The organism is Thalassococcus profundi (genome assembly GCF_003344785.1).
GTDB lineage: Bacteria > Pseudomonadota > Alphaproteobacteria > Rhodobacterales > Rhodobacteraceae > Puniceibacterium > Puniceibacterium profundi.
In genome coordinates this window covers 157663-183248 of the sequence record NZ_QPMK01000006.1, presented here as the reverse complement: position 1 = coordinate 183248, position 25586 = coordinate 157663, and the positions used below count along the sequence as shown (strand labels likewise).

General features: G+C 68.1%; 24 protein-coding genes and 1 pseudogene. 7 read left to right on the top strand and 18 right to left on the bottom strand.

The annotated features are described in order from the left end of the window. Positions 1 to 84 precede the first annotated feature (84 nt). The 9 genes from DU478_RS10615 to DU478_RS10575 form a co-directional block, all read right to left on the bottom strand. The gene (locus tag DU478_RS10615) at positions 85 to 2532 is read right to left on the bottom strand and encodes a GcvT family protein (RefSeq protein WP_114510929.1); all 2448 of its coding nucleotides are present in this window, start codon (positions 2530 to 2532) and stop codon (positions 85 to 87) included. A gap of 123 nt (positions 2533 to 2655) precedes the next feature. Beyond that, positions 2656 to 3549: a homocysteine S-methyltransferase family protein gene (locus DU478_RS10610; RefSeq protein ID WP_114510928.1), complete on the bottom strand. Its 894-nt coding sequence runs from the start codon at positions 3547 to 3549 to the stop codon at positions 2656 to 2658. Further along, on the bottom strand, positions 3546 to 4001 hold the full coding sequence (locus DU478_RS10605) for a pyridoxamine 5'-phosphate oxidase family protein (RefSeq protein ID WP_114510927.1): 456 nt from the start codon (positions 3999 to 4001) through the stop codon (positions 3546 to 3548). The genes DU478_RS10610 and DU478_RS10605 overlap by 4 nt, the downstream gene beginning before the upstream one ends. Beyond that, positions 3998 to 6436 carry a GcvT family protein gene (locus DU478_RS10600; protein WP_114510926.1) on the bottom strand — a complete coding sequence of 813 codons (2439 nt, stop codon included), beginning with the start codon at positions 6434 to 6436 and terminating at the stop codon, positions 3998 to 4000. The genes DU478_RS10605 and DU478_RS10600 overlap by 4 nt, the downstream gene beginning before the upstream one ends. A 12-nt stretch (positions 6437 to 6448) precedes the next feature. Further along, positions 6449 to 7072 (bottom strand): LysE family translocator, encoded by a 624-nt coding sequence (locus tag DU478_RS10595; protein WP_114510925.1) that lies wholly within the window; start codon positions 7070 to 7072, stop codon positions 6449 to 6451. 3 nt (positions 7073 to 7075) lie between these two features. Further along, positions 7076 to 7444, bottom strand: a complete 369-nt coding sequence (locus DU478_RS10590; RefSeq protein ID WP_114510924.1) for a GFA family protein — start codon at positions 7442 to 7444, stop codon at positions 7076 to 7078. Beyond that, on the bottom strand, positions 7441 to 8067 hold the full coding sequence (locus tag DU478_RS10585; RefSeq protein WP_114510923.1) for a LysE family translocator: 627 nt from the start codon (positions 8065 to 8067) through the stop codon (positions 7441 to 7443). The genes DU478_RS10590 and DU478_RS10585 overlap by 4 nt, the downstream gene beginning before the upstream one ends. Further along, entirely contained in the window at positions 8067 to 8639 is a 573-nt protein-coding gene (locus DU478_RS10580; protein ID WP_114510922.1) for a helix-turn-helix domain-containing protein, read from the bottom strand. Before DU478_RS10580 ends, DU478_RS10585 begins: the two co-directional genes overlap by 1 nt. A 109-nt stretch (positions 8640 to 8748) precedes the next feature. Beyond that, the gene (locus tag DU478_RS10575) at positions 8749 to 9516 is read right to left on the bottom strand and encodes a sulfite exporter TauE/SafE family protein (protein WP_233501198.1); all 768 of its coding nucleotides are present in this window, start codon (positions 9514 to 9516) and stop codon (positions 8749 to 8751) included. A gap of 27 nt (positions 9517 to 9543) precedes the next feature. Between DU478_RS10575 and rraA the strand changes: the two genes are divergently transcribed. Next, positions 9544 to 10032 carry a ribonuclease E activity regulator RraA gene (gene rraA, locus DU478_RS10570; protein ID WP_114510921.1) on the top strand — a complete coding sequence of 163 codons (489 nt, stop codon included), beginning with the start codon at positions 9544 to 9546 and terminating at the stop codon, positions 10030 to 10032. 7 nt (positions 10033 to 10039) lie between these two features. Here the strand turns inward: rraA and DU478_RS10565 are convergent, their stop codons facing one another. From DU478_RS10565 to DU478_RS10535, 7 genes are all read right to left on the bottom strand, one after another. Next, positions 10040 to 11017, bottom strand: a complete 978-nt coding sequence (locus DU478_RS10565) for a D-2-hydroxyacid dehydrogenase family protein (protein ID WP_114510920.1) — start codon at positions 11015 to 11017, stop codon at positions 10040 to 10042. Beyond that, positions 11014 to 11253 (bottom strand): hypothetical protein, encoded by a 240-nt coding sequence (locus tag DU478_RS10560; protein WP_114510919.1) that lies wholly within the window; start codon positions 11251 to 11253, stop codon positions 11014 to 11016. Before DU478_RS10560 ends, DU478_RS10565 begins: the two co-directional genes overlap by 4 nt. A gap of 51 nt (positions 11254 to 11304) precedes the next feature. Beyond that, positions 11305 to 12954, bottom strand: a complete 1650-nt coding sequence (locus DU478_RS10555; protein WP_199488322.1) for a thiamine pyrophosphate-binding protein — start codon at positions 12952 to 12954, stop codon at positions 11305 to 11307. Continuing rightward, positions 12951 to 14042 (bottom strand): 4-oxalomesaconate tautomerase, encoded by a 1092-nt coding sequence (locus DU478_RS10550; protein WP_114510918.1) that lies wholly within the window; start codon positions 14040 to 14042, stop codon positions 12951 to 12953. Before DU478_RS10550 ends, DU478_RS10555 begins: the two co-directional genes overlap by 4 nt. Further along, a complete protein-coding gene (locus DU478_RS10545) occupies positions 14039 to 15097 on the bottom strand; it encodes an isocitrate/isopropylmalate dehydrogenase family protein (RefSeq protein ID WP_114510917.1) in 1059 nt (352 codons plus the stop codon). The genes DU478_RS10550 and DU478_RS10545 overlap by 4 nt, the downstream gene beginning before the upstream one ends. After that, complete coding sequence (locus DU478_RS10540; RefSeq protein WP_114510916.1) at positions 15094 to 17109, bottom strand: tripartite tricarboxylate transporter permease; 2016 nt, start codon at positions 17107 to 17109, stop codon at positions 15094 to 15096. Before DU478_RS10540 ends, DU478_RS10545 begins: the two co-directional genes overlap by 4 nt. A gap of 88 nt (positions 17110 to 17197) precedes the next feature. Continuing rightward, positions 17198 to 18334 (bottom strand): tricarboxylate transporter, encoded by a 1137-nt coding sequence (locus DU478_RS10535; RefSeq protein WP_233501197.1) that lies wholly within the window; start codon positions 18332 to 18334, stop codon positions 17198 to 17200. A gap of 135 nt (positions 18335 to 18469) precedes the next feature. On the opposite strand from DU478_RS10535, the gene DU478_RS10530 reads away from it, so the two are divergent. After that, on the top strand, positions 18470 to 19144 hold the full coding sequence (locus tag DU478_RS10530; RefSeq protein ID WP_114510915.1) for a response regulator transcription factor: 675 nt from the start codon (positions 18470 to 18472) through the stop codon (positions 19142 to 19144). Here the strand turns inward: DU478_RS10530 and DU478_RS23700 are convergent. Continuing rightward, a pseudogene (locus tag DU478_RS23700) lies at positions 19114 to 19263 on the bottom strand (hypothetical protein); the annotation flags it as partial. The gene DU478_RS10530 and the pseudogene DU478_RS23700 sit on opposite strands and share 31 nt — an antisense overlap. Between DU478_RS23700 and DU478_RS10525 the strand changes: the two are divergent. Further along, positions 19192 to 20508, top strand: coding sequence for a sensor histidine kinase (locus tag DU478_RS10525; RefSeq protein ID WP_407703156.1), 1317 nt, complete (start codon positions 19192 to 19194; stop codon positions 20506 to 20508). The pseudogene DU478_RS23700 and the gene DU478_RS10525 sit on opposite strands and share 72 nt — an antisense overlap. Positions 20509 to 20571: 63 nt before the next feature. Here DU478_RS10525 and DU478_RS10520 read toward each other — a convergent pair whose 3' ends face one another. Then, a complete protein-coding gene (locus tag DU478_RS10520; protein WP_114510913.1) occupies positions 20572 to 21633 on the bottom strand; it encodes an AbrB family transcriptional regulator in 1062 nt (353 codons plus the stop codon). A 70-nt stretch (positions 21634 to 21703) separates the two neighbouring features. On the opposite strand from DU478_RS10520, the gene DU478_RS10515 reads away from it, so the two are divergent. The 4 genes from DU478_RS10515 (at position 21704) to DU478_RS10500 (ending at position 25585) form a co-directional block, all read left to right on the top strand. Then, the gene (locus tag DU478_RS10515; protein ID WP_114510912.1) at positions 21704 to 22387 is read left to right on the top strand and encodes a GntR family transcriptional regulator; all 684 of its coding nucleotides are present in this window, start codon (positions 21704 to 21706) and stop codon (positions 22385 to 22387) included. Beyond that, positions 22377 to 23774: an FAD-dependent tricarballylate dehydrogenase TcuA gene (gene tcuA / locus DU478_RS10510; protein WP_114510911.1), complete on the top strand. Its 1398-nt coding sequence runs from the start codon at positions 22377 to 22379 to the stop codon at positions 23772 to 23774. The genes DU478_RS10515 and tcuA overlap by 11 nt, the downstream gene beginning before the upstream one ends. Next, positions 23764 to 24846 carry a tricarballylate utilization 4Fe-4S protein TcuB gene (gene tcuB, locus DU478_RS10505; RefSeq protein ID WP_114510910.1) on the top strand — a complete coding sequence of 361 codons (1083 nt, stop codon included), beginning with the start codon at positions 23764 to 23766 and terminating at the stop codon, positions 24844 to 24846. The genes tcuA and tcuB overlap by 11 nt, the downstream gene beginning before the upstream one ends. Before the next feature lie 277 nt (positions 24847 to 25123). After that, positions 25124 to 25585 (top strand): GNAT family N-acetyltransferase, encoded by a 462-nt coding sequence (locus tag DU478_RS10500; protein WP_114510909.1) that lies wholly within the window; start codon positions 25124 to 25126, stop codon positions 25583 to 25585. The last annotated feature ends 1 nt before the right edge of the window (position 25586 follow it).

Below are 25586 nucleotides of genomic sequence, written 5' to 3'. Positions count from 1 at the left end.
ACGCGTACCCCCTTCTTCGGTTTACAATAACCCTCGGAGAGCACGAGAGGCAGAGCCTCTCGTATCGCCCGAAGGGCGATCCCGTCACCCCTTGGGACGCGCGCCGTCAGGGTCGTACATCGGCTTCACCGACACTTCCGCCACAATTCTGCTGCCGGCCACGTCAATCTCATAGGTCGAGGCCAGCACCTGCGCGGCACTTTCCCCGGCACAAGGCACATAGCCCAACCCGATGGCGCCGCCCAGGTGATGCCCGTAAGCGCCCGAACTCAGGTGCCCGACGATCTGCCCGTCCCGCAGGATCGGTTCGTTGTGATAGAGCAGCGGTTCGGGATCGGTCAGCCGGAACTGCACCAGCCGCCGCGCCGGCCCGGCTTCGCGCCTTGCCAGCACCGCGTCGCGGCCGATGAAATCGCAGCCCTTGCCCGTCTTGACGGCAAATCCCAGACCCGCCTCGAGCACGTGATCCTCGCAGGTGATGTCGTGGCCCATGTGCCGGAACGCCTTTTCCGCGCGCCCGCAATCCATCGCATGCAGCCCGCAGAGCGTCAGACCGTGATCCTGACCCGCCTCCCAGAGCGTCTCGAAAACATGTCCGGCCATGTCGGCGCTCAAGTAGATTTCCCAGCCCAGCTCGCCCACGTAGGACACCCGGTGCGCGCGGGCGAGGCCCAGGCCGATCTCGATCTCCTGTGCCGTGCCGAAAGGAAAGGCATCGCTCGAAAAATCATTTGGGCTGACCGCGCGCAGCAGGTCTCGCGACCGAGGCCCCATCACCGCCAGCACGCCCTCGGCAGACGTCACGTCGGTGATCACCGCCTGCGCGCCGTGGAGGTGCCGCCGTATCCAGGTCTCGTCCGCCAGCCGCGTCGCGGCGGGCGTGACCACCAGGAACGCGGTCTCGGACAGCCGCGTCACGGTCAGGTCGGCCTCGATCCCGCCACGGGCGTTCAAAAACTGCGTGTAGACGATCCGCCCCAGCGGCACGGCCACGTCGTTACCGCAGATCCGGTTCAGAAAGGCCTCGGCCTCGGGCCCCTCAACCCGCAGCTTGCCGAAGGACGACATGTCGTAGATGCCGACGCCGGTGCGCAGTGCGTGCAACTCGTCTCCGACGTTGTCGAAGAAGGTCTGCCGCCCCCAGCCATAGTCATAGGACCGCGCCTGGCCCTCGCGCGCGATCCAGTTGGCGCGCTCCCAGCCCGCCAACTCTCCAAAGACCGCACCCCGCGCGTCAAGCTGCTCGTGGAACGGCGACCGCCGCACGCCGCGCGCCGTGGCCTTCTGCCGGTAGGGATAGTGATCGGCGTAAAGCAGGCCCAGGGTTTCCGTCGCCCGCGCGGCCAGGTAGCGGCGGTTGCCCTGGAACGGCATCATCCGCGCGATGTCCACGTCACCGAGGTCGAAGGGCTTTTCGCCCCCGTCCATCCACTGCGCCAGCGCCATGCCCGCGCCGCCCGCCGATTGGATGCCGATGGAGTTGAACCCGGCAGCGACCCAGACATTCTCCCTCTCGGGGGCCTGGCCCAGGTGGTAGGCATCGTCGGGGGTGAAGCTTTCGGGCCCGTTGAAGAAGGTGTGGATCCCCGCCTCGGCCAGCGCCGGCATCCGCGTCACGGCCATCTCGAGGATCGGTTCGAAATGATCGAAATCCTCTGGCAGCTGGTCATACTCGAAGCTGTCGGGGATGCCCGCCAGGCCCCAGGGCTTGGCCAGGGGCTCGAAGGCGCCGAGCATCAGCTTGCCCGCGTCCTCCTTGTAATAGGCACATTCGTCCGGCACCCGCAGCACCGGCAGCGGTTGCAGCCCCGGGATCGGTTCCGAGACGATGTAGAAATGCTCGCAGGCCTGAAGCGGGACGTTGACGCCCAGCATCCGCCCCACCTCGCGGCCCCACATGCCGGCGCAGTTGACGACATGGTCGCAGGCGATGTGACCGCTGCTGTCGTCCTCGGCCGTCCAGTCCACGCCGGTGATCCGGCGCCCCTCGCGGGTCACGCCGGTGGCGCGCGTGTATTCCGCGATCCGCGCGCCGCGCATGCGCGCGCCCTTGGCGAGCGCACGGGCGATGTTACCCGGATCGCCCTGCCCGTCCTTCGGCAGATAGACACCGCCCCGCACGCCATCGGTGTTGAGATGCGGATATTTCGCGGCAATGTCGTCGATGCCGATCTCGTCGATCTCGACCCCAAAGGCGCGGGCCATGGCGGCGGAGCGGCGCAGCTCCTCGTGCCGTGCGGTGGTCAGCGCGACGGTGATCGACCCCACGCGCTTGAACCCCGTTGCGACGCCGGTCTCCTCTTCCAGCGCGCCATAAAGCTCCTGGCTGTACTTCGCCAGCCGCGTCATGTTGGCGGTGGCGCGCAGCTGCGCGATCAGACCCGCCGCGTGCCAGGTGGTGCCGCTGGTCAGCTGCTTCCGTTCCAGCAGCACCACGTCGGTCCAGCCGAGCTTTGTCAGGTGGTAGGCGACCGAACAGCCGATGATGCCGCCGCCGATGACGACGACGCGGGCCTGGGTGGGAAGGGTCATGGGGTGTCTTTCGAGAGGAATGCCTTCGGGGATGGTCGAGAGCCGGACGCCGGTGGCGTCGGGCCGATTGGGGGGCCAGCCCCCCAAACCCCCCGAAGTATTTTCGGGCAGATGAAGGCAGGGTCAGACGAGGTCATGCCCGGCATCCCGCAGGGCGCGGGCGATCGCGGCGATATGGGCGGGGCCGGTTTCGCAGCAGCCGCCGACGATGGTGGCGCCCTGTCCGACCCAGCCCATCACGTGACGGGCGTAGGTCGTGGGGTCCATGTCGCGGCGGGCGTCGAGGGCGGCCACCGTGGGGCGTGTCTTCAGGAAATCCTCGGTGATGCGGGTAAAGGCATTGGCATAGGCGCCGCAGGGCAGATCGGAGCGCATCAGCGCGTCGAGTGCTGCCGGCATCGCCTCGGGCGCCGAGCAGTTGGCCAGCACCGCGGCGGCGCCGTCGCGGGCGATGGCCACCACCTCTGCCACCGGTTCGCCCGACCGCAGGCGGCTGCCGTCGGTGTCGTCGACCGTCACCGCGAGCCAGATCGGCAGGTCCGATTGCCGTCCCGCGGCAAGCGCGGCGCGGGCATGATCCAGCGAGGCGATGGTTTCGAATAGCAGGATGTCGGCGCTGCCTTCCATCATCCGCACAATCTCGGCAAAGGCCGCGACGGCGGTGTCGTGATCGGGCAGCAGGTCGGGCCGGTAGCTGGCGCCGAGCGGTCCGATGGTGCCGGCAACACGGCCCGCGCCGTGGGCGTTGCGGGCGGTCACGGCTTCGGAGAGGGCGGCGGCCTGCAGGTCTTCGAACCGGTGCTCGAGCCCCACCGGTGCCAGCCGGTCGCGATGCACCGCGTAGGTGTTGGCCGAGGCGACGGTCGCGCCCGCCTCGAAATAGTCGCGGTGCAGCTGCGACACGAGGCCCGGATGGTCCAGCATGACCTGCGTGGACCAGAGCGGCGTCGGGCTGTCGCCCGCACGCTTGACCAGTTCCTGTCCCATGCCGCCGTCGAGCAGGGTGATGTCGCTCATGGATAGATCTCCGCGTATTTGGCCTTGTAGAGGGCCAGCATCTCGTCTTCGGTGACCCCGTCATCATAGGGCGGCGTGGAGAGCGGTTTGACCGCCGCGACCTCGATCAGCACAAGGTCGGTGATCCGGTCGGCCAGGTCGCCCCAGACCGCGCGCCAGCCTGAGATGCGGTCGAATCCGGCCTCCCCGCTGCCCACGATCCGCGCCGTACCGCGCACCCGCAGGCCCTTGCGCAGAAAGGGGTCGATGAAATTGACCTCGCAGGCCGGATTGGCACGCAGGTTGGCGACCGTGCCCGGCGAACGGATGTTGCCGAAACCCAGCGTGCCGTCGTCGAGCACCAGGAAGGTGCCCTTGGGTGAGACGCAAGGAAGGCCCTCGGCGTCAACCGTGGCGACGAAGCCCAGCGGAAACCGCGCGATCAGCTGGCGGGCGGCGACGTTCAACCTCATGCGCGCAGCCTTTCGTTCGCCCGATCCCAGAGCGCGCCCGCGGGCTGCACCAAGGCCGGGCATTTCCGCCCGAAGATCTCCACCTCCAGCGCCGTGCCAGGTGTCGCGAGATCCGCGCGCACCATGGCCAGCGCCACCGAGGCACCGACGCGGTAGCCCCAGGCACCGCTGGTGGTTTCGCCCACGAGCTCTCCGTTCTGCCAGATCGAGGACATGTAAGGGGCGTCGCAGTCGCCTGCGTCGATGGTGAGGGTGGTAAATTGCTTTGTCACACCCCGCTGTTTTTCCAGATCCAGCGCGGCCTTGCCGGTAAAGTCCTTGGACCAGTCGATGAACCGCCCGAGCCCGGCTTCGAGCAGGCTGTAGTCGGTCGACAGATCGCCCTTCCAGGCGCGATACCCCTTTTCGATGCGCAGGGCATTGAGCGCGAACATCCCGAACGGCGTGGCGCCGGCGCCCAGAACCGCGTCGTAAAGCGCGGGGCAGTCGGCATTGGCCGCGTGGATTTCCCAGCCCAGTTCCCCGGCAAAGCTGACACGCACCAGCGTACAGGGACGGCCCGCAACGGTGGCCGCCTGATGCGTGAGCCACGGCAGGCCCAGGTCGGCATCCGTGCCGAGCGCCGTCATCAGCGCGCGGCTTTTCGGGCCGGTAACGATCAGCGTCGAGATATCGGCGCTGCGGTCGGTAAGCGTGACACCCTCGGGCAGGCCATCCCGCAGCACGTCGCGGTCATGCCACTGCGCGGCTGCGGCGGTGATGAGGGTAAAGTGCTCGGGCCCGTGCCGCAGGATCGACATCTCCGTCAGGATGCGGCCGCAGGCGTCGGGGAAATAGGCAAGGCTCACGCGGCCCGGCGACGGCAGGCGTCCGGCGGTCAGGCGGTCGAGATGCGCCGCGGCCCCCGGACCCGTCAGCTCGAAACGCGAGAACCCCGGCAGGTCGAGCACACCGACGCCGTCGCGCACCGCCGCGCATTCCTCGGCCGCGCGCGGCTGCCACGGGCCGGAGCGCGCCCAGGTCTGGCTCGCCGCCTCGGACGTGTCGTCCCCGGGCTTCGCGAACCAGTTCGCACGTTCCCAGCCGTTGTAGGTGCCCATGACGCCGCCCAGCGCGCGCACCTTCGCATGGTTGGGCGACAGGCGCTTGTCGGCGCCCGCGGGCCAGCGGTGATGCGGGAAGTGCATGGCGTATTCGTGGCCGTAGGTCTCCATCGCCTTCTTGTTGCAATAGTCCTGGTCGGCGTAGTCGGTGTAGCGGCGCGGATCGACCGCCCACATGTCCCATTCGGTCTGACCCTCGGTGACCCATTCGGCCAGAACCTTGCCCGCGCCGCCCGACTGGGTGATGCCGAAGGTGAAGACGCAAGCCTCGAAGGCGTTGGGCACGCCGGGCATCGGGCCCAGCAGCGGCAGGCCGTCGGGGGCATAGGGAATGGGGCCGTTGATCACCCGGCCCACCCCGGCGGTGCCGAGGATCGGAACGCGGGCCATGGCATCCTCGATGTACCACTCCAGCCGGTCGAGGTCGTCGGGATAGAGCTGAAAGCTGAAATCCTCGGGCATCGGGTCGTCGCGGCTGATCCAATGCGCGCGGCAGTTGCGCTCGTAGGGGCCGAGGTTCAGGCCGTGCTTGTCCTGCCGCAGGTAGTAGGAGCTGTCGACGTCGCGCAAGAGCGGCACCTTGCGGCCCTGCTCTTTCGTCCAGGCCTCCAGTTCGGGGATTTCTTCGGTCAGGAAATACTGGTGGCTCATCACGGTCATCGGCACGGTGCGCCCGCCGAAGGGCTTGAACCATTCGCCGACGCGCTGCGCGTAGTAGCCGGCGGCGTTCACGATCTTTTCGCAGGCGATATCGCCCTTGTCGGTGTGCACGATCCATTCGCTGCCCCTGCGGCTGACACCGGTGGCGGGGCAGAAGCGTTCGATCCTGGCCCCGTGCATCCGTGCGCCCTTGGCCAGCGCCTGCGTCAGCTGCGCCGGGTCGATGTCGCCGTCGTCCGGGTCCCAGAGCGCGCCTGCCAGATCATGCGTTTCAACGAACGGATAGCGGTCCTTGATGTCGCCGACCTGCATCATCTCGAGGTCGAGTCCCTGGTAACGGCCCATGGCGCGGGCGCGTTCGAACTCCATCATCCTGTCGCGCGAATGACCCAGCCGAATCGAGCCGGTCACGTGGTAGTTCATCGGGTAGTCGACCTCTGCCGCCAAGCCCGCGAAGAGGCGCAGCGAATAGCGCTGCATGTTCATGATCGCCCAACTTGTCGAAAAGGACGGGCAGTTGCCCGCCGCATGCCAGGTGCTGCCCGCGGTCAGCTCGTTCTTTTCCAGCAGGACCACGTCCCACCCGGCCTTGGCGATGTGATAGGCGCAGGAAGCCCCCACCGCACCGCCGCCGATGATGACCACGCGGGCCGTTGTCGGGAAATCCGCCATGTCCGTTCTTCCTCAGTCCAGGACCAGACGCGCCGCGAGGCCGCCGAAGACCGCCGCCGCGATCCGGTTGGTGAAGCGTTGATGCCGCCGGAGCGCGGTGCCGAAAACCCCGGCGAGCGCGCCGTAGGCCGAGGTGATGATAAGGCCGGTGAAGATGAAGATCGCGCCCAGCACCGCCATCTGCGGCGCCACTGGCCCCAGACCGGGATCGGCGAATTGCGGCAGGAAGGCGAGGATGAAGAGCCCGACCTTGGGGTTGAGCAGGTTGGTGACGAAGCCGCGGCGCAAGGCCTGGCCCAGCGACCCGGCGCCGCCGGCATTGCCGGTATCGGGCTTTGCGGTCCAGGCGGCATAGGCCAGCCACAGAAGGTAGGCCGCACCGGCCCAACGTATGACCGTCAGCGCCTCGGGCATGGCGCGAAGGGCGGCGGCGACGCCCAGCACCGCCAGTGCCACGTGAAAGACCGACCCCAGCGCCACCCCCGCCGCCGCCGCGATTCCCGCTTTCGCACCGCCGCGAACGCCGCTGGCGGTGGCGAACATGACATCCGCGCCGGGCGTGAGATTCAGAAGGATGCCCGCCCCGGCAAAGGCCAAAAGCGTCGAAGGCGGCGGGGCAAGGAGTGTCTCGAGCATCGCCTAATCCTTCTGCGGCAGGCCGTCGGCCAGCGTGTAGTAATCGCCCTTCTCTCCGGTGAAGATGTGCTTCTCGAGCGTCAGGCCGGTCGGCCCGTCGAGCGCGCCCAGGGCAAAGCTCAGGGTGTCCTCGTCATGTGCCTGCCAGAACAGGAAGGCGCCGCAGGTCGGGCAAAGGCCGCGCCTGGCCGCGGGTGTGGCCTCGAACCAGCGGACCGGGCCGGAGATCGCGATGGCTTCTTCAGGCGCATAGGCCGAGGACCAGGCGAAACCGGACATCTTGCGGCAGGTGGTGCAGTGGCAGACAGAGACGCCCTGCACCGGGCCGGTGACCGTGAAGGTGATCTGCCCGCAGGCGCAACTGCCGTTCATATGCCTCTCCCCTGTGGAATTGTCGAACCTCCCAGCAGAACGCCGTAGAGGATGAAGCAGGCGGCCATGACGCGGCGCACCACGAGGTTGCCGACCGCGCCCAGCGCCGCGCGGCCCAGCCCCGCGCCCAGCGCCGTGTAGGTGCAGTAGCTGGCGGCCGTGATGCTGAGCGCGGTGGGCACGATCACCCACATCTGCTGCGCGATGGGCACGTCGGGCTGCACGAATTGCGAAAAGGCGGCGAGGTAGCCGGCGACGGATTTCGGATTGATCGTGGCAATCAGGAAGGCGCGGATGTAGATCGACCCGCCGGGCTGCTCTTCCGCCCGGATGGGCGTCCTCGCCCGCACCCAGTTGCGCAGGCCGGTCCAAATCAGGAATCCCGCGCCGACCAGTTTCGCGATGAAGAACGCCGTGGGGGACGCGGTCAGCAGCGCGGTGATGCCCGCCGCCGACAGGAACAGGAACAGCGTCGCCTGTGTGAGGATGCCGAGCACGCCCCAGAGCGACCGCACGAAACCGAGCGCCATGCCGTTCTGGATGCAGTTCACCGCGTTGGGCCCGGGCGAGGTCACGAACATCACCCAGAACAGCGCGAATATGCCCCAGGCCTCGATGCTCATCAGTAGACCGGCGGCGCGATGACCCAGATCGCCACGGCGGGCGCATCGTAGGGATTGATCCAGCGGAACGGCTCGCCGCGGATGCGGAAGCTGTCGCCGGGATGCAGGGTGAAGGCGCTGTCGCCGATCTCGAGGTCGAGCGTGCCGGAGACGAGGTAGCCGACCTCCTGCGTCGGTCGGGTGACCGTTTCGCCGATGCGCGAATGCGGCGCGAAGGTCGAATGCACCATCTCGAACTCATCCGTGAGGTCCGGCGACAGCAGTTCCTCGACCAGCCCCGCCGCCCCCGACCCGATGGGCCGCCGCGCGCCCCGTCGCACGATCCGCCCGACCTCTTCGGCGGGGGCCTGCGCCTGGCCGAAGAGCATCGACACCGACACGTCGAGCGCTGCCGCGATGTGGCGCAGGTCGGTGATCGAAGGTTCGGACAGGTCGCGCTCCACCTGGCTCAGCCAGCCCACGGACCGCCCCAACCGCCGCGCGAGCGCCGCCAGCGTCAGGCGCCGCGCCTTGCGCAGGGTGCGCAGGTCGGCACCAAGGGTGCTGGGGCTGGCGGGGGTGGCGTGCTGCAACGGAACACCTCGTGAAAAAATCGACCTTATTTTCACGATGAGGCGAGTCGCATGAAAAGGCCAGCGTTTTTTTCATGCGCGCCCCTGGCGTGGCGCGGGCGGCCCCGGCTCAGCCGATGCCGAAAAAGCTCGTCGCGCCGTTCCAGATCAGCCGCAGCGATACAAGGATCAGGATCGCGTCGAGCGCTTTCTTGAAGCCGGTGTCGCTCATCCGGATGAGCAGGACGCGACCGGCCACGGTGCCCAGAAAACCCGCCGCGATCATCGAGAGGGTGAAGATCGCCCAGGGGCCGAAGGCAAAGCCCAACACACCGAAAGCGAGGATCTTCAGCAGGTGTTGCAGGGTCATCAGCGTGGCGTGGGTGGCCACGTGCTCTTGCCGCGGTAGCGACAGCGATTTGCTGAAATTCGCCACGAACACCCCGGTCGCGCCGAAGAACATCGTCAGGAAGCTCGAGAACGCCCCGGTGAAGGACGGCCAGGCCGACAGCCACGCGGGCGGACGCAGCAGCACGCTGTAGATCACGAAGACGCCGACGCCGATCTGAACGAAGGCCGGCGGCAGGTTGACCGCGACCATCCCGCCAAGGCTCACGCCGATCAGCGTGCCGATGGCAAAGCTCAGCACCGGCGGCCAGTGCACATGCGTCACGAGCAGAAGCGCGCGGAAGAGGTTGGACCCCAGCTGGATCGCGCCGTGGACCGGGATCAGGGCGAGCGGCGGCATAAGGCTGGCCATGATCGCCAGAAGCAGCGCGCCGCCGCCGATGCCGAAGGCCACGGTGATGAAGGACGCGCCAAAGCTCGCGGCCAGCAATCCGAAGGTGACAATCGGGTCGAACCCGCCCATCATCGCGCTGAACTGGTCCCAGTTCATGCCCGGACCTTCGGACAAGGACAGAGAATGAAGAACACCTGCGACCTGCACGACGATTTCGGCCCGCAACTTGAAATCGTCCCCTTTGGCCTGCGTGCATACGGCGGGCGTACGGCCTTCTTCGGGCCGGTCGAGACGGTCAAGTGCTTCGAGGACAACAGCCGCATCCGCGAACTGTCACAGACGCCCGGAGAGGACCGCGTGCTGGTGGTCGACGCCGCCGGATCGCTGCGCCACGCGGTGATGGGCGACATGATCGCAGGCAACTTTGCCAAGAATGGCTGGGCCGGCGTGGTGATCTGGGGCGCCGTGCGCGACGTGGCCGAGCTTGCCAAGCTCGACATGGGGATCCTTGCGCTCGGACACATGATGCGCCCGTCGATCCGGCGCGACGGCGGCAGCATCGGTGTGCCGATCCGGCTGGGCGAGGCGCGCGTCGACCCCGGCGCGTTCCTTGTCTCGGACGAGGACGGCACGGTGATCTTTCCGCCCGGCGTCGCGTATCCGACCGCCTGACGTCCGGTCATGCGCCGCTCCAGACCTCGGGGTTCGCCATGTGGATCGGCGCCCCCGCGGCATAAGCGTTGATCTGGTCGTAAATGTCCGAAAACTGCATATCCAGCTCGTCCTCGGTGACGTAGCCGATATGCGGCGTGGCGATGACCGCGGGGTGCTGAACCAGAGGATCATTCGGGTCGGTGAGCGGTTCGACGTCGAAGACATCCAGCGCCAGCCGTCCGGGACGACCCTGCACCAGCGCCTCTTCCAAAGCGCCCGGCGCGACGAGGCCCGAGCGCGAGGTGTTGATGAAGGTCGCGGAGGGTTTCATCGCCAACAGGTCCTCGGCGGTGATGATCCCCCGGGTGGCCGGTTTCATCCGCACGTGAATGGACACGACATCCGACGTTGCGAAAAAGCTCTGGCGGTCCGGCGCCACGGTCTCTCCGGCGGCGGCGGCGCGCTGGCGGCCCTCGTCGGACCCCCACCAGTGCACCGTCATGCCGAAGGCACGCGCGTAGCCCGCGACCTGACCCGCGATCTTGCCATAGCCGTAAAGGCCCAGCCTGCGCCCCGCCAGCGTCTGGCCCGGCGCCAGTTGCCAGGTTCCGGCACGCAGGCTGGCCATCTGCTGCGGGATCTGCCGCGCGCTGGCGAGCATCAGTCCGAATGTCAGCTCGGCCGCGGCGATAGAGGGCTTGCCCGCCGACATGTTGGAGCTGAGCAGCACGCCGCGCGCGGTACAGGCGGCCAGGTCCACATGCGGATAAACCGACCGCTGGCTGATCAGCTTCAGCTTTGGCAGCCGGTCCAGCAGCGCCGCCGTGACAGGCGTGCGTTCGCGAAAGAGCACCAGCGCCTCGGCGCCCCGCAGCCGCTCTGCCAGGATGTCCAGGTCTTCGGTGTGGTCGTTCCAGACGGTGACGTCATGCGCGGCCAGCTTGGCAAAGCTTGGCAGGGTGCGCAGGGTGTCGAACCAGTCGTCGAGGATATGAACATTCATCGGGACTCCAGCGATGTGGCGGGCATGGGCATGCGCGGCGTGGGCACGAAGGGCGCCGAGGATAGGTCGCGCAGCGCGGCGTCGATCCGGGACCGGTCCGACAGGAGGCGGTTGAACTGCGCGTCGCAGCCAGAGATCGGTGTCGGATAGGCGGAAATTTCAGCCTGCACGGCGTGCCGCGCGGCGCGAAGGTGGATTTGGGCCTGGGTCAGCTCCGTCTCGTACTCAGGTCTCATGGCATATCTCCCAGAAGGTATACAATCGCATACCATTCCGGGGCGATCCAATCAATGCGCGGCTTTCGGGGGATGCGCCCGGCGCATGACCGGCGACAGGATGCGATCGTTGACAGGGACGTCCCAGACGGCGGTGCCGCCCGTCGCGGCCCAGTTTGCCACCAGTCCCGGAACCGCGGCAAGATCGTCCAGCGTCCGGCCCTGCGCGCCGAAACCGCGCGCGATCGCGGCGAGGTCCGTGCGGCCGAAAAACGCGCCCTCCTCGGGCAGACCCTCGGCGCGCAGCTTGTGGATTTCGGACCCGTAGGCGCCGTCGTTCAACACCACGATCAGGATGTTCAGATCGTGCCGCAGGGCGGTTTCAAGTTCCTGCACATGCATCAGCAGGCTGCCGTCGCCGTCGAACAGGACCACCCGGTCCTCGGGACAGGCGGCGGCCACGCCGAGGGCGAAGGACAGGCCGTTTCCGATGGCGCCGAATTCGCGGATCGTCAGGAACCGGTGCTGCGGCCGGCTGGGCATCTGCGCGGTATAGTACGAGCAATGCCCCGAGGAATTGACCAACTGCCAGTCCCGCGGCAGCGCCGCCTCGAGCGCGGCGACAACGTCACGCGGATCGTGCAGGTCGGGCGACTGCGGCTGCACGGACCCGTCGGCGGGGGCGGTGGCGATCCGGTCCGCCAAGGCCGCGCTGCGCCAGCCGTCGCGCCGCGCGACGGCCCCGGCCAGCGCCTCTGCCCCCAGCCGCGCATCGGCGCGCAGGTGCGCATCCGACGCGACCCGCCCCTGGCTGAGCGAGCGCGGGGAAACGTCCACCTGCAGAACCCGCGCCTGCGGCCAGAGCGCCCCGCCGTCGGCATTGTGCCGCGCCAGGGAACAGCCCACAGACACGATCAAATCCGCCTGCCCGAAGCAGTCCCGTGCCGTATCCGTCGAAAACCCGCCTGCGATGCCGATGCAGAACGGATCGTCGTGAAAGAGCCCGCGCGCGGGCAGAGTCGTGGCGAGAAGACCGCCGCAGCGTTCGGCCAGCGCGGCGCAAGCCGGTCCGGCGCCCGCCTCGACCGCGCCGAGCCCGGCCATGACGACGAGGCGCTCCGCCCCGTCGATCAGCGCCGCCGCGCGCGCAAGGTCGTTCGGATGCGGAGGGATCGGGGCAAGATCGGGCAACAGGTCGCGCGACGGGGCGAGCAGGTCTTCGGTCCCCTCCCATGTCTGGTTCTGCAGATCGAAGGGCATGCCGACCACCACCGGGCGCCGCTCCTGACGCGCCTGCAAAAAGGCGTCGCGCAGCACGGTCGGCATCCGCGCGGGCCAGTGTGCGGCGTGGTAGGCCGCTCCCGTGGCGGTGACGAAGGGGGCCTGGTCGATGGCCTGGTTGTACCAGGCCTGCCGCAGCGGCGCCTCTCCCGCCAGCACCACCAGCGGGATGCCCGCGCGCGCCGCGGCGGGAAGCGCCGTCATCAGCTGCGTCAGCCCCGGTCCGCAGGTCACCGTGGCAAAGCCGACACCGCCGGTCTTGCGGGCATGGGCCATGGCCGCGGCGACGGCGCAGTGTTCATGCCGGACGTGGATCATCGGGCAGCCCAGTGCGCCCAGCCGCACGGCGAAGTTCATGTTGGCATCGCCCAGAAGCGCAAAGCAGGTGCCGGGGCGTTCCTGCGCCGCCACCTGCGCCAGCCGGTCGTAGACCCGGATCACGCGCCGCCCCAGACCGAGGCGGGCACCAACACCTCGCCCCGTGCGATCAGACGCGCGGTGCGGGTGACGCCGGCGGAAACAAAGCTGAAACCCTCCGCTCCGGTCTCGTATTTCACCAGCACATCCAGCGTGCCCATCGGATGTTCCATCGTCACCACTGCGGGTGACGGGTCGATCGCGCGCACCATGCCCTCGGCCACGGTGCCCGGCGCCAGCGCACAGGCGGCCAGGCATTGCGATCCGGTCACGGCCACGGTGGGATGGGTGGTCCACGGCATGAAGTAGCGCACGGCGAAATGCGCGTCGCCCTGCGCGGGCGCGATCAGACCCAGCTTGGGCACCACGGATTTGGTCACGTCGCCAAACCCCATCAGCGCCCCGGCCTTGATGCGCAGTGCCTCCATTCGCGCGAAAAGCTCGGGCATGGCGTCGAGCGCCTCCTGCGTCTCGTAGCCGCCGATCCCGAGGTCGGCGGCGCGGGCGATCATCATCGGCATGGCCACGTCGACGCAGGATACCTCGATGCCGTCGATCACGTCCTTGGGCTGGCCGGTCGGGAACATCGCGCCGGTGCGCGATCCCACCACCTCCATGAAGTTCAGTGCCACCGGAGCGGCCGTGCCCGGCACGCCGTCAATGGCGAGATCGCCGTCATAGCGGACCTGCCCGCCCGGGGTCTGCACCTCGGCTTCGACCAGCGCACCGGTGTTGACCGCCCGGATGCGCACCGGCGTCACGTCGCCCGCAGGCGCGATCAGCCCCATCTCGATCGCCGCCGGGCCGACGCCCACCAGCATGTTGCCGCAGGTGGGACCGTAATCGACCAGCTCTTCCTCGACCGCGACCTGGGCGAAGAAATAGTCGATGTCGGCGGCGGGATCTTCGGAACGCGACAGCATCACCACCTTTGTGGTGACGGCGTTGCCCCCGCCCAGCCCGTCGATGTTGCGTGAATTGCCCGCGCCCACGACGCGGACCAGCACCCTGGACAGGGTCTCGCGATCCTCGGGCAGGTCGGCGCGATTGAAATACGGCCCCCGCGAGGTACCGCCGCGCAGGAAGTGATAGGGGATGGCGGTCTGGGTCATGTGGACTCCGATATCAGGGTGCAAAGCGTGTCGGCGAAGGCGCGGGTGCCCAGCGCGCCGCCCAGGTCCGAAGTGCGGGTCGCCGGGTCGCGCAGCGCGCGCGCCAGCGCGTCCTGCAGGCTGGCGGCCGGACCGGCGTGGCCGAGGTGGGCCAGCAGCATGGCCGCCGATCCGATCAGCGAGGCCGGATTGGCCACATCCTGCCCGGCAAGGTCCGGCGCCGATCCGTGCTGCGCCTGCGCCACGGCGTGCGTGTCGCCGTGGTTCAGCGATGCGGCAAGGCCCAGCCCGCCGGCCAGTTCGGCGGCAAGGTCGGACAGGATGTCGCCGAACATGTTGGTGGCGATCAGCACGTCGAAGGCACCGGGATCGCGCACCAGCAGCGCCGCCGCCGCATCGACCAGCACCTCGGTCGTCTCGATCTGCGGATAGTCGCGGGCGACGGCGCGGCAGCAGTCGAGAAACAGCCCGTCCGACAGGCGCATGACGTTGGCCTTGTGGATCAGCGCCACCTTGCCCCGCCCCTCTCGCGCCGCCAGCGCATAGCCTGCACGGGCGATGTTGCGGCTGTTCTCGGCGGTGATCCGGCGCATGGCAAGCGCCACGCCCGGCACCGGCATGACCTCTCCGCCGCCCTCGTGCATGTTGCGGTCGGCATAGAAGCCTTCGAGATTCTCGCGCACGACCACCAGGTCGACAGCCGCGCCGGTGGGGGTCGGCACTGCGGAATGGCTGCGCGCGGGCCGGATGTTGGCAAAAAGGCCCAGCTCGCGCCGCAGCACGCCCGACGGGTTGCGCCCGCCTTCGGCCACCGGCGGATAGGCGTTGTGCGACACCGGCCCCAGGATCACGCCATCGGCGGCGCGAGCCGCGTCGATCACCGCTTTCGCAATGGTGGTGCCGGCAGCGGCGAGCGCGGCAAAGCCGATCTCGGCCTCGGGCAGCGCGACCGCGACGCCGTGCGACGCGCAGACGGCGGCCACCGTGTCACGGGTGGCCGCCATGATCTCTGGCCCGATCCCGTCGCCGGGCAGACAGAGCAGCGTCAGCGTCATGTCAGCGGCCAGGGCAGCCGCACGAATTCCTGCAGAAGTCCCGGCGGGAAGTCGCGATTGAGCGTTCCGGCGATGAAACACATGCCCGCGATGCCCAGCCCCGACAGGATCAGCGTCCGGGCCCAGCCCAGCCCGGCGCGGAACCGGAAGAACGCCACCATGAAGAGCGCCAGCGCGATGATGAAGCCGAGGAGCGCGCTCAGCACGAGGAGTGCTCCGAACCACGCCAGCGTCGTCCAAAGCCCGTGCGGCGCCTCCGCATCCTCACCCCCGGTTTCACGGTCGGCAAAGACCGGATCGGTTTCGGGCGCACGCATCATCCGGATCAGCAGGATGCAGAGCGCGATGATGCCCACGGTCGCCACGGTCATCGGAAAGATCTTGTCCGAGGTGAGCCGCAGCATCCACGCGTTGATCCAGGCGGTGATCGAATAGGCCAGCATCAGCAGCAGGAACACCAGCGGCGCGCGCTTGCGCCCGGTGGCGACTTTGCCTTCGGGCAGGATCTGCTTGGCCTGACGCAGACCCACCATGATCGAGATCACGGTGACCAGCAGGATACCCAGCACGATGGGCGAGAAGATGTACTCCAGCCCGTCCATCCAGCCGCGGCGGAACCGGAAGCTGGCGATCTGGTGCGCCTGGTTGGCAAAATTCTCGGCCTGGTAGGACAGCACGAAGCCGATCAGGAAGGCCGGCCGGGACCAGTCGAAGCGGCGCAGGAAAATTCCCAGGATGCCGATGGACATGAGCGCCACGAGGTCGCCCAGCGACTGCCGCGACTGAAAGGCGGCAAAGGCGATCATCATGAACAGGAACGGCGCCAGCAGGGTGAAGCGGATCGTCGTCAGCCTGGCGATACCGCCCGACAGCGCGATGCACAGGCCCGCGCCGACGACGTTGGCCAGCGCCAGCGACCACACGATGGTGTAGGTGGTGCTGAGGTCGTTGGTGATGAGCTGCGGACCGGCGTCGATGCCCAGAAGCGCAAGGCCGCCCAGGAACACAGCCATCGACCCCGAACCGGGGATGCCGAAGATCAGCGTCGGCACCAGACCGCCGCCTTCCTTGGCATTGTTGGAGCTTTCCGGCCCGATCACGCCGCGCACGTCGCCCGAGCCGAACTTCGACTTGTCCTTGGTGCTTTGAACCGTGTGGCCATAGGCGATCCAGTCGACGACCGACCCGCCAAGTCCGGGGATCACGCCGACCAGCACGCCGATCACGGAACACCGCACGGACAACCAGATATTGGCGAACCAGTCGCGCACACCGCGCATCCAGCCCGCACCCAGTGACGCATTGCGCGCGATCGACCCGTCCTGGCGCAGCAGCGACACGATCTCGGGGATCGCAAAGATGCCAAGGCCCACGATCACCAGCGTCACGCCGTCGATGAGGTAGGGAATGTCGTAGGTGGCCATGCGCAGGCCGCCCCCGGCTGCCGCTTCTCCGATGGTTCCGAGCAGCAGGCCGAGACAGGCCGCGGCCAGGCCCTTGAGCGGCAGGCGCCCTGCGAGGATCGCCACCATCGAGAGGCCGAGGATGGTGATCATCAGCATCTCGGGCGTGCCGAAGGACAGCACCAGCGGACGCGCGACCAGGATGAAGAAGGTCAGGACTGTCGCGCCCAGCAGGCCGCCGAAAAGCGACGAGGCGAAGGCTGCCGACAGCGCCCGCGCGGCTTCGCCCTTGCGGGCCATGGGGAAGCCGTCCAGGACCGTGGCCTGGCTGGCCGAGGACCCGGGAATGCCCATCAGGACGCTTGCGAAGGTGTCCGAGGTCGGCACCACCGCCACCAGCCCGACCATCAGCGCCAGGCCCGACACCGGGTCCATGCCGAACATGAAGGGCAGCACCAGGCTGAGCCCCGCGATCCCGCCAAGGCCCGGGAACACCCCGACCGACAGGCCCAAAACCACGCCGATGATCAGGTACATGATCTGTGTCGGATGCAGGATCAGGGAAAAGGCTTCGCCCAGCGCCGGAAGCGCCGCCAGAAGGGTCTCCATCACAGAGCCTCCTTTCGGTCAGAGTTCGGAAAATCGAGAGGATCCGCGGCGGCCGGAAGCCGCCGCGGATCGTGTGGTCACGACCGGATCAGTCGAGAGACACGCCGTAGGCTTCGAGCAGCCAGTCCTTGACATAGGCCTTGGCCTCTGCCGGCACCTGGGTGCCCTGGCGCAGGGTCTCCTTGGCCGCGTCGCCGGTCATCTGCGGGTAGTCGCCCAAGGTGACTTCGCTCATCTCGGCAAAGTCCTCGCGCGCGATGATGTCCCGGAACGCCTGGGTGTAGGTGGCGATGGCGTCGTCGCTTGCGCCTTGGGGCAGGAACACCATCTTCTGCGCCGGGAAGCCGGCGACGAAGAAGGCCTTCCAAGCGTCCCAAGCCTCGCCCTCGGTCGAGCAGGCCGGCGTCGCCTCGCAGACTTCCTTGAAGCTCGGCATGTCCGGGAAGGTCGGGTCGCGAACGATGTTGCCGGCCTCGTCCAGCGCGCCCCAGCTCATCATCGGAACGGCGGAACCGCCTTCGACCAGCGGCGTCACGCCTTTGAGGTACGACGAAGAGGTCTGGTAGTCGATGTTGGCTTCGCCGCGCTCGAACATCAGGCGGCCGTCGCCGCGGCCCTCGATGCCGAAGACCGGCTCCACGTTCATGCCCAGCATCCGCCAGGCCAGCAGCGGCACGAGGTCGAGACGCGTGGCGCCCTGCGAGCCCCAGATGAAGTCGATGTCCTGCAGGCCGGTGGCATCCATGCCGTCCATCTGCTCGGCGATGTCCGGCGGCAGGTAGGCGACGCCGCCGGTGCCCGACGCCAGCACGACGTTCCAGTCGCCGTATTCGTAGCGCACCCGCGGATCGTCGAGAAGGTAGGGGAACTGCGTCGACCCCGAGGAGCCGAAGATCAGCGTGCCGTTGGTTTCCTCGAAGGTCTGATCCTGGAACCAGTTGGCGCCTTTGGTCGAACCGGCGCCGGGCATGTACTTGACCACCACGGTCGGATTGCCGGGCAGCGCTTCGCTCAGCAGCGGGGCATAGAAGTTGGCCCATTTGGCCGAACCGCCGGATTCCGAGAACGGGATCACGAATTCGACGGTCTCGCCGCTCAGGTCCATGCCGTGGCTGCCCGCCTGGGCCGGGGCCGCGGCGAGCGCGAAAGATGCGACAACGGCGGCAACGCCGAACGCTGCCAGCGGCGCGGGTTTGGAAATGTTCAGTTTCGTCAAGTCGGTCATGATGGTCCTCCCAAAAACGGCCGCCTCTCCCTGCGGCCAAAGTTCGAATCAGCGGGGCAGCCCCGCTTGATGACCGGTTGGTAACCTGCAAAACTTGCGTGAAGCTGACGCCTTTTCACAAAACGGTCAAAAACTGTGCGCATCGCCATCGTCGAGGACAATCAAAGCGTGGCCAAGGGGATCGCCTACAGGCTCGAGGATCGCGGTCATGCGACGGACCTCATCCATGACGGCATCGCCGCGGACGAGTTCCTGCGCGGCGACGGCAACGACCTGATCATCCTCGATATCAACCTGCCGGGGCTGGACGGGCTGGAAGTGCTGCGGGGGCTGCGGGCGCGCGGCGACGCCCGCCCGGTGCTGCTGCTGACCGCCAATGCCGAGGTCGAGGCGCGGGTGCGGGGGCTGGACGCGGGCGCCGACGACTACCTGTCGAAACCTTTTGACATGGACGAACTCGAGGCGCGCATTCGCGCCCTGCTGCGCCGTCCCGTCCAGAGCCTGCGCACCGCGCTCACCTTGGGCCCGCTGTCCTTCGACACCCAGGCGCGGCAGTTGTCGGCCGAGGGCGCGGTGCTCGACCTGCCGCGCCGGGAACTGGCCGTGATCGAAGTGCTGATCGCCGCCGCCGACCGGACGGTGCCGAAATCCGAGCTTTTCGCGCATGTCTACGGCACCGGCGCCGACCATGACGACAGCGCCATCGAGGCGCATGTCTCGCGCTTGCGCAAGCGCATCAAGCCCTACGGCATCGACATCCGCGCCCAGCGCGGGCTGGGCTACCGGCTGGTGCGAAGCGACGCGGACTGATGCTCAACTCGCTGCGTTTCCGGCTGTTCGCGATCATCCTCGGCCCGCTGCTTCTGATCGCCCTGGGCATCGGCATCTGGCGTCTCGCCAGCGCGCAGCAGACCGCGCAGGAGGTGTTCGACCGCAACCTGCTGGTCACGGCGCTGGCGGTCTCGCGCGACGTGGCCAGCCGCGACGGCGACGCGATTTCGGTCGAGACCGCGCAGCTCTTGTCGCGCTCGGCCGGGGAACCGGTGCGCTATCACGTCTACGCCCCCGACGGGGTCTTCGTGACCGGCTTCGCCTCGCCGCCGGTTCCGATCGATTTCGAATGGGACCGCAGCCAGACCTTCGCCTATTTCGACGCGGTATCGCGCGGGCGCGACGTGCGGGTGCTGCGGCTGCAATACGTGACCCAGATCGCCGGCTTTTCCGGCCCTTTCGTCGTCACCGTCTGGCAGGACAATGCCCAGCGTCAGGCCTTCGTGCAGGCCCAGGTACTGCGCGCGCTGGGGGTCATGGCCGCGCTGCTGGGGGCCACGGCCGTTGTGGTCTGGTTCGGCGTCCGCCTGGGTCTGAAACCGCTGCTGGACCTCGAAGACGCGATTTCCCGGCGCAGCCCCGCCGACCTCAGCCCGATCCGCCGCAGGGTGCCCGACGAGGTGCAGGGGCTGGTGACCCGGATCAACCGGCTCTTCGGCCAGGTCTCGGCGTCGATGGAGGCGCAATCGGCGTTCATTTCCGACGCCGCGCACCAGCTGCGCAATCCCATCGCCGGGCTTCGGGCGCTGGGGGATTCGATCCGCTCGGCCCGCAGCCTCGAATCGGCGCAGGAACGCGCCGCCGACCTGGTCGAAGCGGCCCGCGGCGCGGGCGTGCTTGCCGAGAGCCTGATGACCCTGGAACGCGCCCGCGCCGCCTCTGACCTCGCGCTGGCGTCGCAAGTGGATGTGGCGACGCTGACCCAAAGGCTGTTCGACCAGATGGCCGCAGAGCAGACGCGCGGCATTCGGATGACCGCAAGCATCGCGCCCGGTCCGGTGACGATGATGGCGGACGAGACGATGCTCCGCGAGGCGGTTCGCAACCTCGTGCACAATGCGCTTGTCCATGGCGGCCCGTCGCTGTCCGAGATCGTGCTGACGCTCGAGGTCACCGACACACAGGTTCTCATCACCGTCGCCGACGACGGACGCGGCGTCGCCCTCGAGGATTTCGCCAAGATCCGCGCCCGCTTCGGCCAGGCGGATGCCGGCAACGGCAGCGGTCTGGGCCTGACCATCGCCGAGGCCGTCGCCCAGTCTCACAAGGGACGGCTGGAGATTCTGCCGGTGGAGCGGGGCTTTGCCGTGGCGCTGCTGCTGCCGTTGCGCCCGCACGGCTGACACCGGGCCCCGGAATTCTCGAGATTTCCGGTCCGTTTTTCTCGAGAAAAACGACGTCGCGCCTCAGGGCTCGCGTTCGAACCGTCCCAGCATCAGCCGTGCTGCCAGCGGCGCGCAGGTGATCACGAGGAAAATCCGCACCAGGTGATGCACGATGACGAAGCCAAGGTCGGCCCCGGCGACGATGGCCAGAACCGTCATTTCCGCCTGGCCGCCGGGCGCGAAGGCCAGGAACGCCTCGCGCGGGGCCGAAAGCTCCAGCAGCACGACGATCTCGGTGAACGCCGCCGCCAGCGCCGCCAGCACCAGCACGAAAGCGACGCCCGACAGCACGTCCTTGCGAAACTCCGCCATCGTGATCCCGACGTATCCCACGCCGATCCCGATGCCGATCATGAACTGCGCGAAGAGAATGCTTTCCGCCGGGGGCCGGACATGGATGAAGCCCGCCAGCGACAGCGCCGCGGTGACGATCATCGGCCCGAGGATCGACGCACCAAACAGGCCGATCCGCTCCCCGCCCTTCCAGCCGATCAGCGCCGCCGCCACCATCAGCGCCATTTCCGACAGCGCCAGTTCGGCCGCCGGCGCGCCGATGGGATTGCTCAACTGCGCGCCCATGCCAAGGGTCAGGATCGCCGGCGCGATCGACACCACGATCAGCACCCGCGTCGCGTGGATCAGCGAAAGCGCCCTTGGATCGCCGCCCGCCTCGGTGCCGAAGATCACCATGTCCTGCAGACCGCCGGGCATGGCCGCATACCAGGCAGTCGCCTTGTCGAACCCGCAGATGCGGTGAAAGAACGGCACGCCGATCACCGCGATGATCGCGATATAGAGCGGGACCAGCGCGACAGAGGCCGCCATCTGCGGCAGCGTGCCCAGCAGTTGCGGCGTGACCGATGCGCCGACGGCGACGCCGAGGATGGTCCGGGCACCGACCGAAATCTGCCCGAACCCCCGAAGCCGCGCGCCCAGCATCGCCGCCAGCAGGCTGGCGCTCAGCGGCCCGAAGAGAAACGGCAGCGGCAGGTTCAGCGCCCAGAACACCAGCGTCCCCAGCCCGGCCAGCATAAGTGTCAGGATGCGCTGGCGCGTCGGGGTGGCGGGCGCGAGTAGGGACATGCGGAACTCCAGTATTGCATCCATATGTATACACGTGTATCCAATCACCACGCAAATCGCAAGGACCGCCATGAACGACGCCGCTTCGAAACTGGACCTGCCACCGGGACAGGATGCCTACCGCCAGATCGTGCGCGACATCCGCACCGGCACGCTGGCGCCCGGCGACCGCCTGACCGAAACCGACCTGGCCACGCGCTTCGGCATCTCGCGCACTCCGGTGCGCGAAGCGATCCGCCAGCTCGAGGCGGACGGCCTGGTGGTGCATACGCCGCGGCTGGGCGCCACGATCCGCACGCTGGATCATTCGGAGATCTCCGAGCTCTACGAGATGCGGGCCGTGCTCGAAAGCACCTCGGCCCGCTTTGCCGCCCGCGCCGCCTCTGCGGTCGAGCTCTTGGAAATCGCCGAGATCCACGCAACCATGAGCGCGGCACCGTCAGGCGACGACCTTTACCGGCTCAACCGCCAGTTTCACGCCGCCATCCTCGATGCCGCGCGCAACCGGTTCCTGCTTCGCGCGGTCGAAGCGGTGCAGAAGACCCTGCTGATCCTCGGCCGGTCGACCATGGAGCAACCCGACCGCGCCGAAGCGGCGCTGGCCGAACACCGCGACGTGCTGGCCGCCCTCGACGCCCGCGACGAGGACGCGGCCGAACGGGCCATGCGCCGGCACATCCAGAACGCCCACGCGGCGCGCCTGCGGCAGATCCGCGACGCCCGCCAACTGGAGCCCGGCACCGATGACCTCTGACACCCGCTACGACGTGATCGTCGTGGGCGGCGGCAATGCCGCCCTCTGCGCCGCGATCGAAGCCGCCGAGGCCGGCTGCCGCGTCATCCTGCTGGAAAGCGCGCCCAGGGCCTACCGCGGCGGCAATTCGCGCCACACCCGCAATTTCCGCTGTATGCACGACGGCCCGCTGTCGGTGCTGACCGACAGCTACGGCGAAGACGAGTATTTCGACGACCTCATGCGCGTCGTCAAAGGCAAGACCGACGAACACCTCGCCCGGCTCTGCATCCGCCGTTCCGAAGACTGCCTGCCGTGGATGGAGGCCCACGGCGTCCGCTTTCAGCCGTCGCTGTCGGGCACGCTGTCGCTCAGCCGCACCAACGCGTTCTTCCTCGGCGGTGGCAAGGCGCTGGTCAACGCCTATTACCGCACCGCCGAAGACCTGGGCGTCACCGTGCTCTACGACGCCGAGGTCACGCATCTGCATGCCGACGGCAACACCGTGACCGGCGTCGATGTGGCGCATGGGGGCGAGACGACGACGCTGCACGGTACCTCGGTGGTGGTCGCCTCGGGCGGCTTCCAGGCCGATCTCGACTGGCTGGCCCGCGCCTGGGGACCGTCGGCGCGCAATTTCCTCATCCGCGGCACGCCCTACAACCGCGGCGTGGTGCTGCGCGACATGCTGGACCAGGGCGCCGAAAGCGTCGGCGACCCGACCCAGTGCCACGCCGTCGCCATCGACGGACGCGCGCCGAAATTCGACGGCGGCATCGTCACGCGACTGGACTGCGTGCCCTTCTCCGTCGTGGTGAACAGGGACGGACAGCGGTTCTACGACGAGGGCGAGGATGTCTGGCCCAAGCGATACGCTATCTGGGGCCGGCTGGTCGCGGCGCAGCCCGACCAGGTGGGCTATGCGATCATCGACTCGAAATCCCTCGAGCTGTTCATGCCTTCGGTCTTTCCGCCGATCAAGGCCGACACGATCGAAGGACTGGCGCAACAGCTGGGCCTGCCGGGCCGGCAGCTGCGTGACACGATCGACGCCTTCAACGCCGCCTGCCCCGCCGATCCCGAGCAGCGGTTTCATCCGACCGAACTCGACGGCCTGGCCACCGACGGGCTGGACCCGCCCAAGACCAACTGGGCCCGCCCGATCACCGAACCGCCCTTCTACGGCTACGCGCTGCGCCCCGGCGTGACCTTCACCTATCTCGGGCTCAAGGTCGACGACACTGCCCGTGTGCGCTCGGCCGCCGGGCCCTACACCAACCTCTGGGCTGCCGGAGAGATCATGGCGGGCTCGATCCTGGGCCAGGGCTATCTGGCCGGGTTCGGCATGACCATCGGCACCGTCTTCGGACGCATCGCGGGACAGGAGGCCGCAGCCCATGCCCTATGACGACACCGACCTCACCCCGAAACTGGCCGAAGCCGCGCGGCAGGTCGAGATCTGCAACGCCTGTCGCTATTGCGAAGGCTATTGCGCGGTCTTCCCGGCGATGTTCAAGGAACGCGCTTTCGGCGCGGGCGACCTCACGCAGCTGGCCAACCTCTGCCACAACTGCCGCGGCTGCTATTACGCCTGCCAATACACGGAACCGCATGAATTCGCCCTGAACCTGCCCGCAGCCCTGGCCGAGGCACGGCACGAGACCTGGGAACGCTTCGCCTGGCCCGCAGCACCGGCGCGGCTGTTCCAGCGGTCCGGCGTGGCGCTGGCCACGGCGCTGGTGTTCGGTATCGCCGCCCTCTTCTGGGCCGCCGCGGCCCTGGCCCCCGCCAGCGGCGACGGCTTTTACGCGGTTCTGGCGCATGGCACCATGGTAGCGATCTTCCTGCCCGCCTTCCTGCTTCCGCTCGTGGCCATCTGCATCGGCCTGCGCCGCTACTGGACCGAGGTCGGCGGCCAGCGCATCACCCTTGCCCATCTCAGGGACGCCGGACGCAGCGCCGCCACGATGCGGAACCTCGCCGGCGGCCAGGGACAGGGCTGCAACTTCGAAGACGAGGACCGGTTCACCAACGCCCGCCGCCACGCCCACCAGGCCGTGATGTGGGGGTTTCTGCTCTGCTTCGCCTCCACCGCCAGTGGCACGGTGCTGCACTACGTGTTCGACATGCCCGCTCCCTACGGTCTCTTCAGCCTGCCGAAACTGCTGGGCGTGCCGGGTGGCCTCCTGCTGACCATCGGCACCGCCGCCCTGGTCCGGCTCAAGATCAAGGCCGACCCGGCGCTCGGCGCACCGGCGCTCTGGGGGGCGGAGATGGCGTTCGTCCTGCTGCTGGGGCTGACCGGCCTCACCGGCCTGATGCTCTACGCCGCGACCGGCACCACGTTCGTGGCGCCGCTGCTGGCGATCCACCTGGGCGCGGTCCTCACGTTCTTTCTCAGCACGCCCTATTCGAAAATGGCGCACGGCTTTTACCGCATGGCCGCGCTGATCCGGGATGCGCAGGTCAAACGCGGCTGAATCTTTGCTTTCGGACATCATGAAACGCATGTGCCATCAGCACGGAAAGCGCTCCCGCGTCTTGCGCTACGCGTTCCGCCCCAATTCACCTTCATCTTGCCGCCCGCAAGTTTCGCTTTGCAAAACTCGCGGTAAAATCTCCGAGGAGCTCGAGAGGCTGGCCCCTCGAACCCTTCGCTCACATAGGCCGCGGCTGTTGCACCGGCGCGCGCCCTGTGCCACTCACGGCCTTTCGATACGCTCAACACGACACGCTCAACACGAAGAGAGGACCCGCATGCCCGCTCTTTCCGCCCGACCCAACGCGCCCTTCGATCTTCGGCCCCTGGCCGCGATGCTCACCGACGAGGACGAACTGGCCCTGGTCAATCCCAATGCCAAATACCCGTTCGATCCGCTGGAATGGCAGGAGAAGTGGCTCGCCGATCCCGACGACGCCTCGTTCTACCTGCTAAACGGCTCCGGCCAAGAGGTCGGTTTCTTCGCCCTGCGCATCGGCATCGGGCCCGAGGTGCGGCACCTCACCTACGTCTTCCTCGACGAAAGCGCCCGCGGCGGTGCCGGCGAACAGGTGACCGCGCTGGTGGAACAGGCGGCGCGCGACCTGGGCGCCCTGACCGTCACGCTGAAATGCGACACCGACAACGAACCGGCGCTCAACGCCTACTTCTCCGCCGGTTACGAGGAACTCAGCCGGTCCGGCGACACCGCCACGATGCGCCGCGACCTCGACCGCTGAG

Excerpts from the sequence above, each read along its gene's own strand:
- DU478_RS10545 (WP_114510917.1), bottom strand. The coding sequence starts at position 15,097 with ATGACGCTGACGCTGCTCTGTCTGCCCGGCGACGGGATCGGGCCAGAG.
- DU478_RS10560 (WP_114510919.1), bottom strand. The coding sequence starts at position 11,253 with ATGAGACCTGAGTACGAGACGGAGCTGACCCAGGCCCAAATCCACCTT.
- DU478_RS10515 (WP_114510912.1), top strand. The coding sequence starts at position 21,704 with ATGAACGACGCCGCTTCGAAACTGGACCTGCCACCGGGACAGGATGCC.
- DU478_RS10615 (WP_114510929.1), bottom strand. The coding sequence starts at position 2,532 with ATGACCCTTCCCACCCAGGCCCGCGTCGTCGTCATCGGCGGCGGCATC.
- DU478_RS10535 (WP_233501197.1), bottom strand. The coding sequence starts at position 18,334 with ATGACCGACTTGACGAAACTGAACATTTCCAAACCCGCGCCGCTGGCA.
- DU478_RS10565 (WP_114510920.1), bottom strand. The coding sequence starts at position 11,017 with ATGAATGTTCATATCCTCGACGACTGGTTCGACACCCTGCGCACCCTG.
- DU478_RS10610 (WP_114510928.1), bottom strand. The coding sequence starts at position 3,549 with ATGAGCGACATCACCCTGCTCGACGGCGGCATGGGACAGGAACTGGTC.
- DU478_RS10500 (WP_114510909.1), top strand. The coding sequence starts at position 25,124 with ATGCCCGCTCTTTCCGCCCGACCCAACGCGCCCTTCGATCTTCGGCCC.
- DU478_RS10605 (WP_114510927.1), bottom strand. The coding sequence starts at position 4,001 with ATGAGGTTGAACGTCGCCGCCCGCCAGCTGATCGCGCGGTTTCCGCTG.
- DU478_RS10595 (WP_114510925.1), bottom strand. The coding sequence starts at position 7,072 with ATGCTCGAGACACTCCTTGCCCCGCCGCCTTCGACGCTTTTGGCCTTT.
- rraA (WP_114510921.1), top strand. The coding sequence starts at position 9,544 with ATGAAGAACACCTGCGACCTGCACGACGATTTCGGCCCGCAACTTGAA.
- DU478_RS10600 (WP_114510926.1), bottom strand. The coding sequence starts at position 6,436 with ATGGCGGATTTCCCGACAACGGCCCGCGTGGTCATCATCGGCGGCGGT.
- DU478_RS10585 (WP_114510923.1), bottom strand. The coding sequence starts at position 8,067 with ATGAGCATCGAGGCCTGGGGCATATTCGCGCTGTTCTGGGTGATGTTC.
- tcuA (WP_114510911.1), top strand. The coding sequence starts at position 22,377 with ATGACCTCTGACACCCGCTACGACGTGATCGTCGTGGGCGGCGGCAAT.
- DU478_RS10550 (WP_114510918.1), bottom strand. The coding sequence starts at position 14,042 with ATGACCCAGACCGCCATCCCCTATCACTTCCTGCGCGGCGGTACCTCG.
- tcuB (WP_114510910.1), top strand. The coding sequence starts at position 23,764 with ATGCCCTATGACGACACCGACCTCACCCCGAAACTGGCCGAAGCCGCG.
- DU478_RS10575 (WP_233501198.1), bottom strand. The coding sequence starts at position 9,516 with ATGAACTGGGACCAGTTCAGCGCGATGATGGGCGGGTTCGACCCGATT.
- DU478_RS10590 (WP_114510924.1), bottom strand. The coding sequence starts at position 7,444 with ATGAACGGCAGTTGCGCCTGCGGGCAGATCACCTTCACGGTCACCGGC.
- DU478_RS10540 (WP_114510916.1), bottom strand. The coding sequence starts at position 17,109 with ATGGAGACCCTTCTGGCGGCGCTTCCGGCGCTGGGCGAAGCCTTTTCC.
- DU478_RS10520 (WP_114510913.1), bottom strand. The coding sequence starts at position 21,633 with ATGTCCCTACTCGCGCCCGCCACCCCGACGCGCCAGCGCATCCTGACA.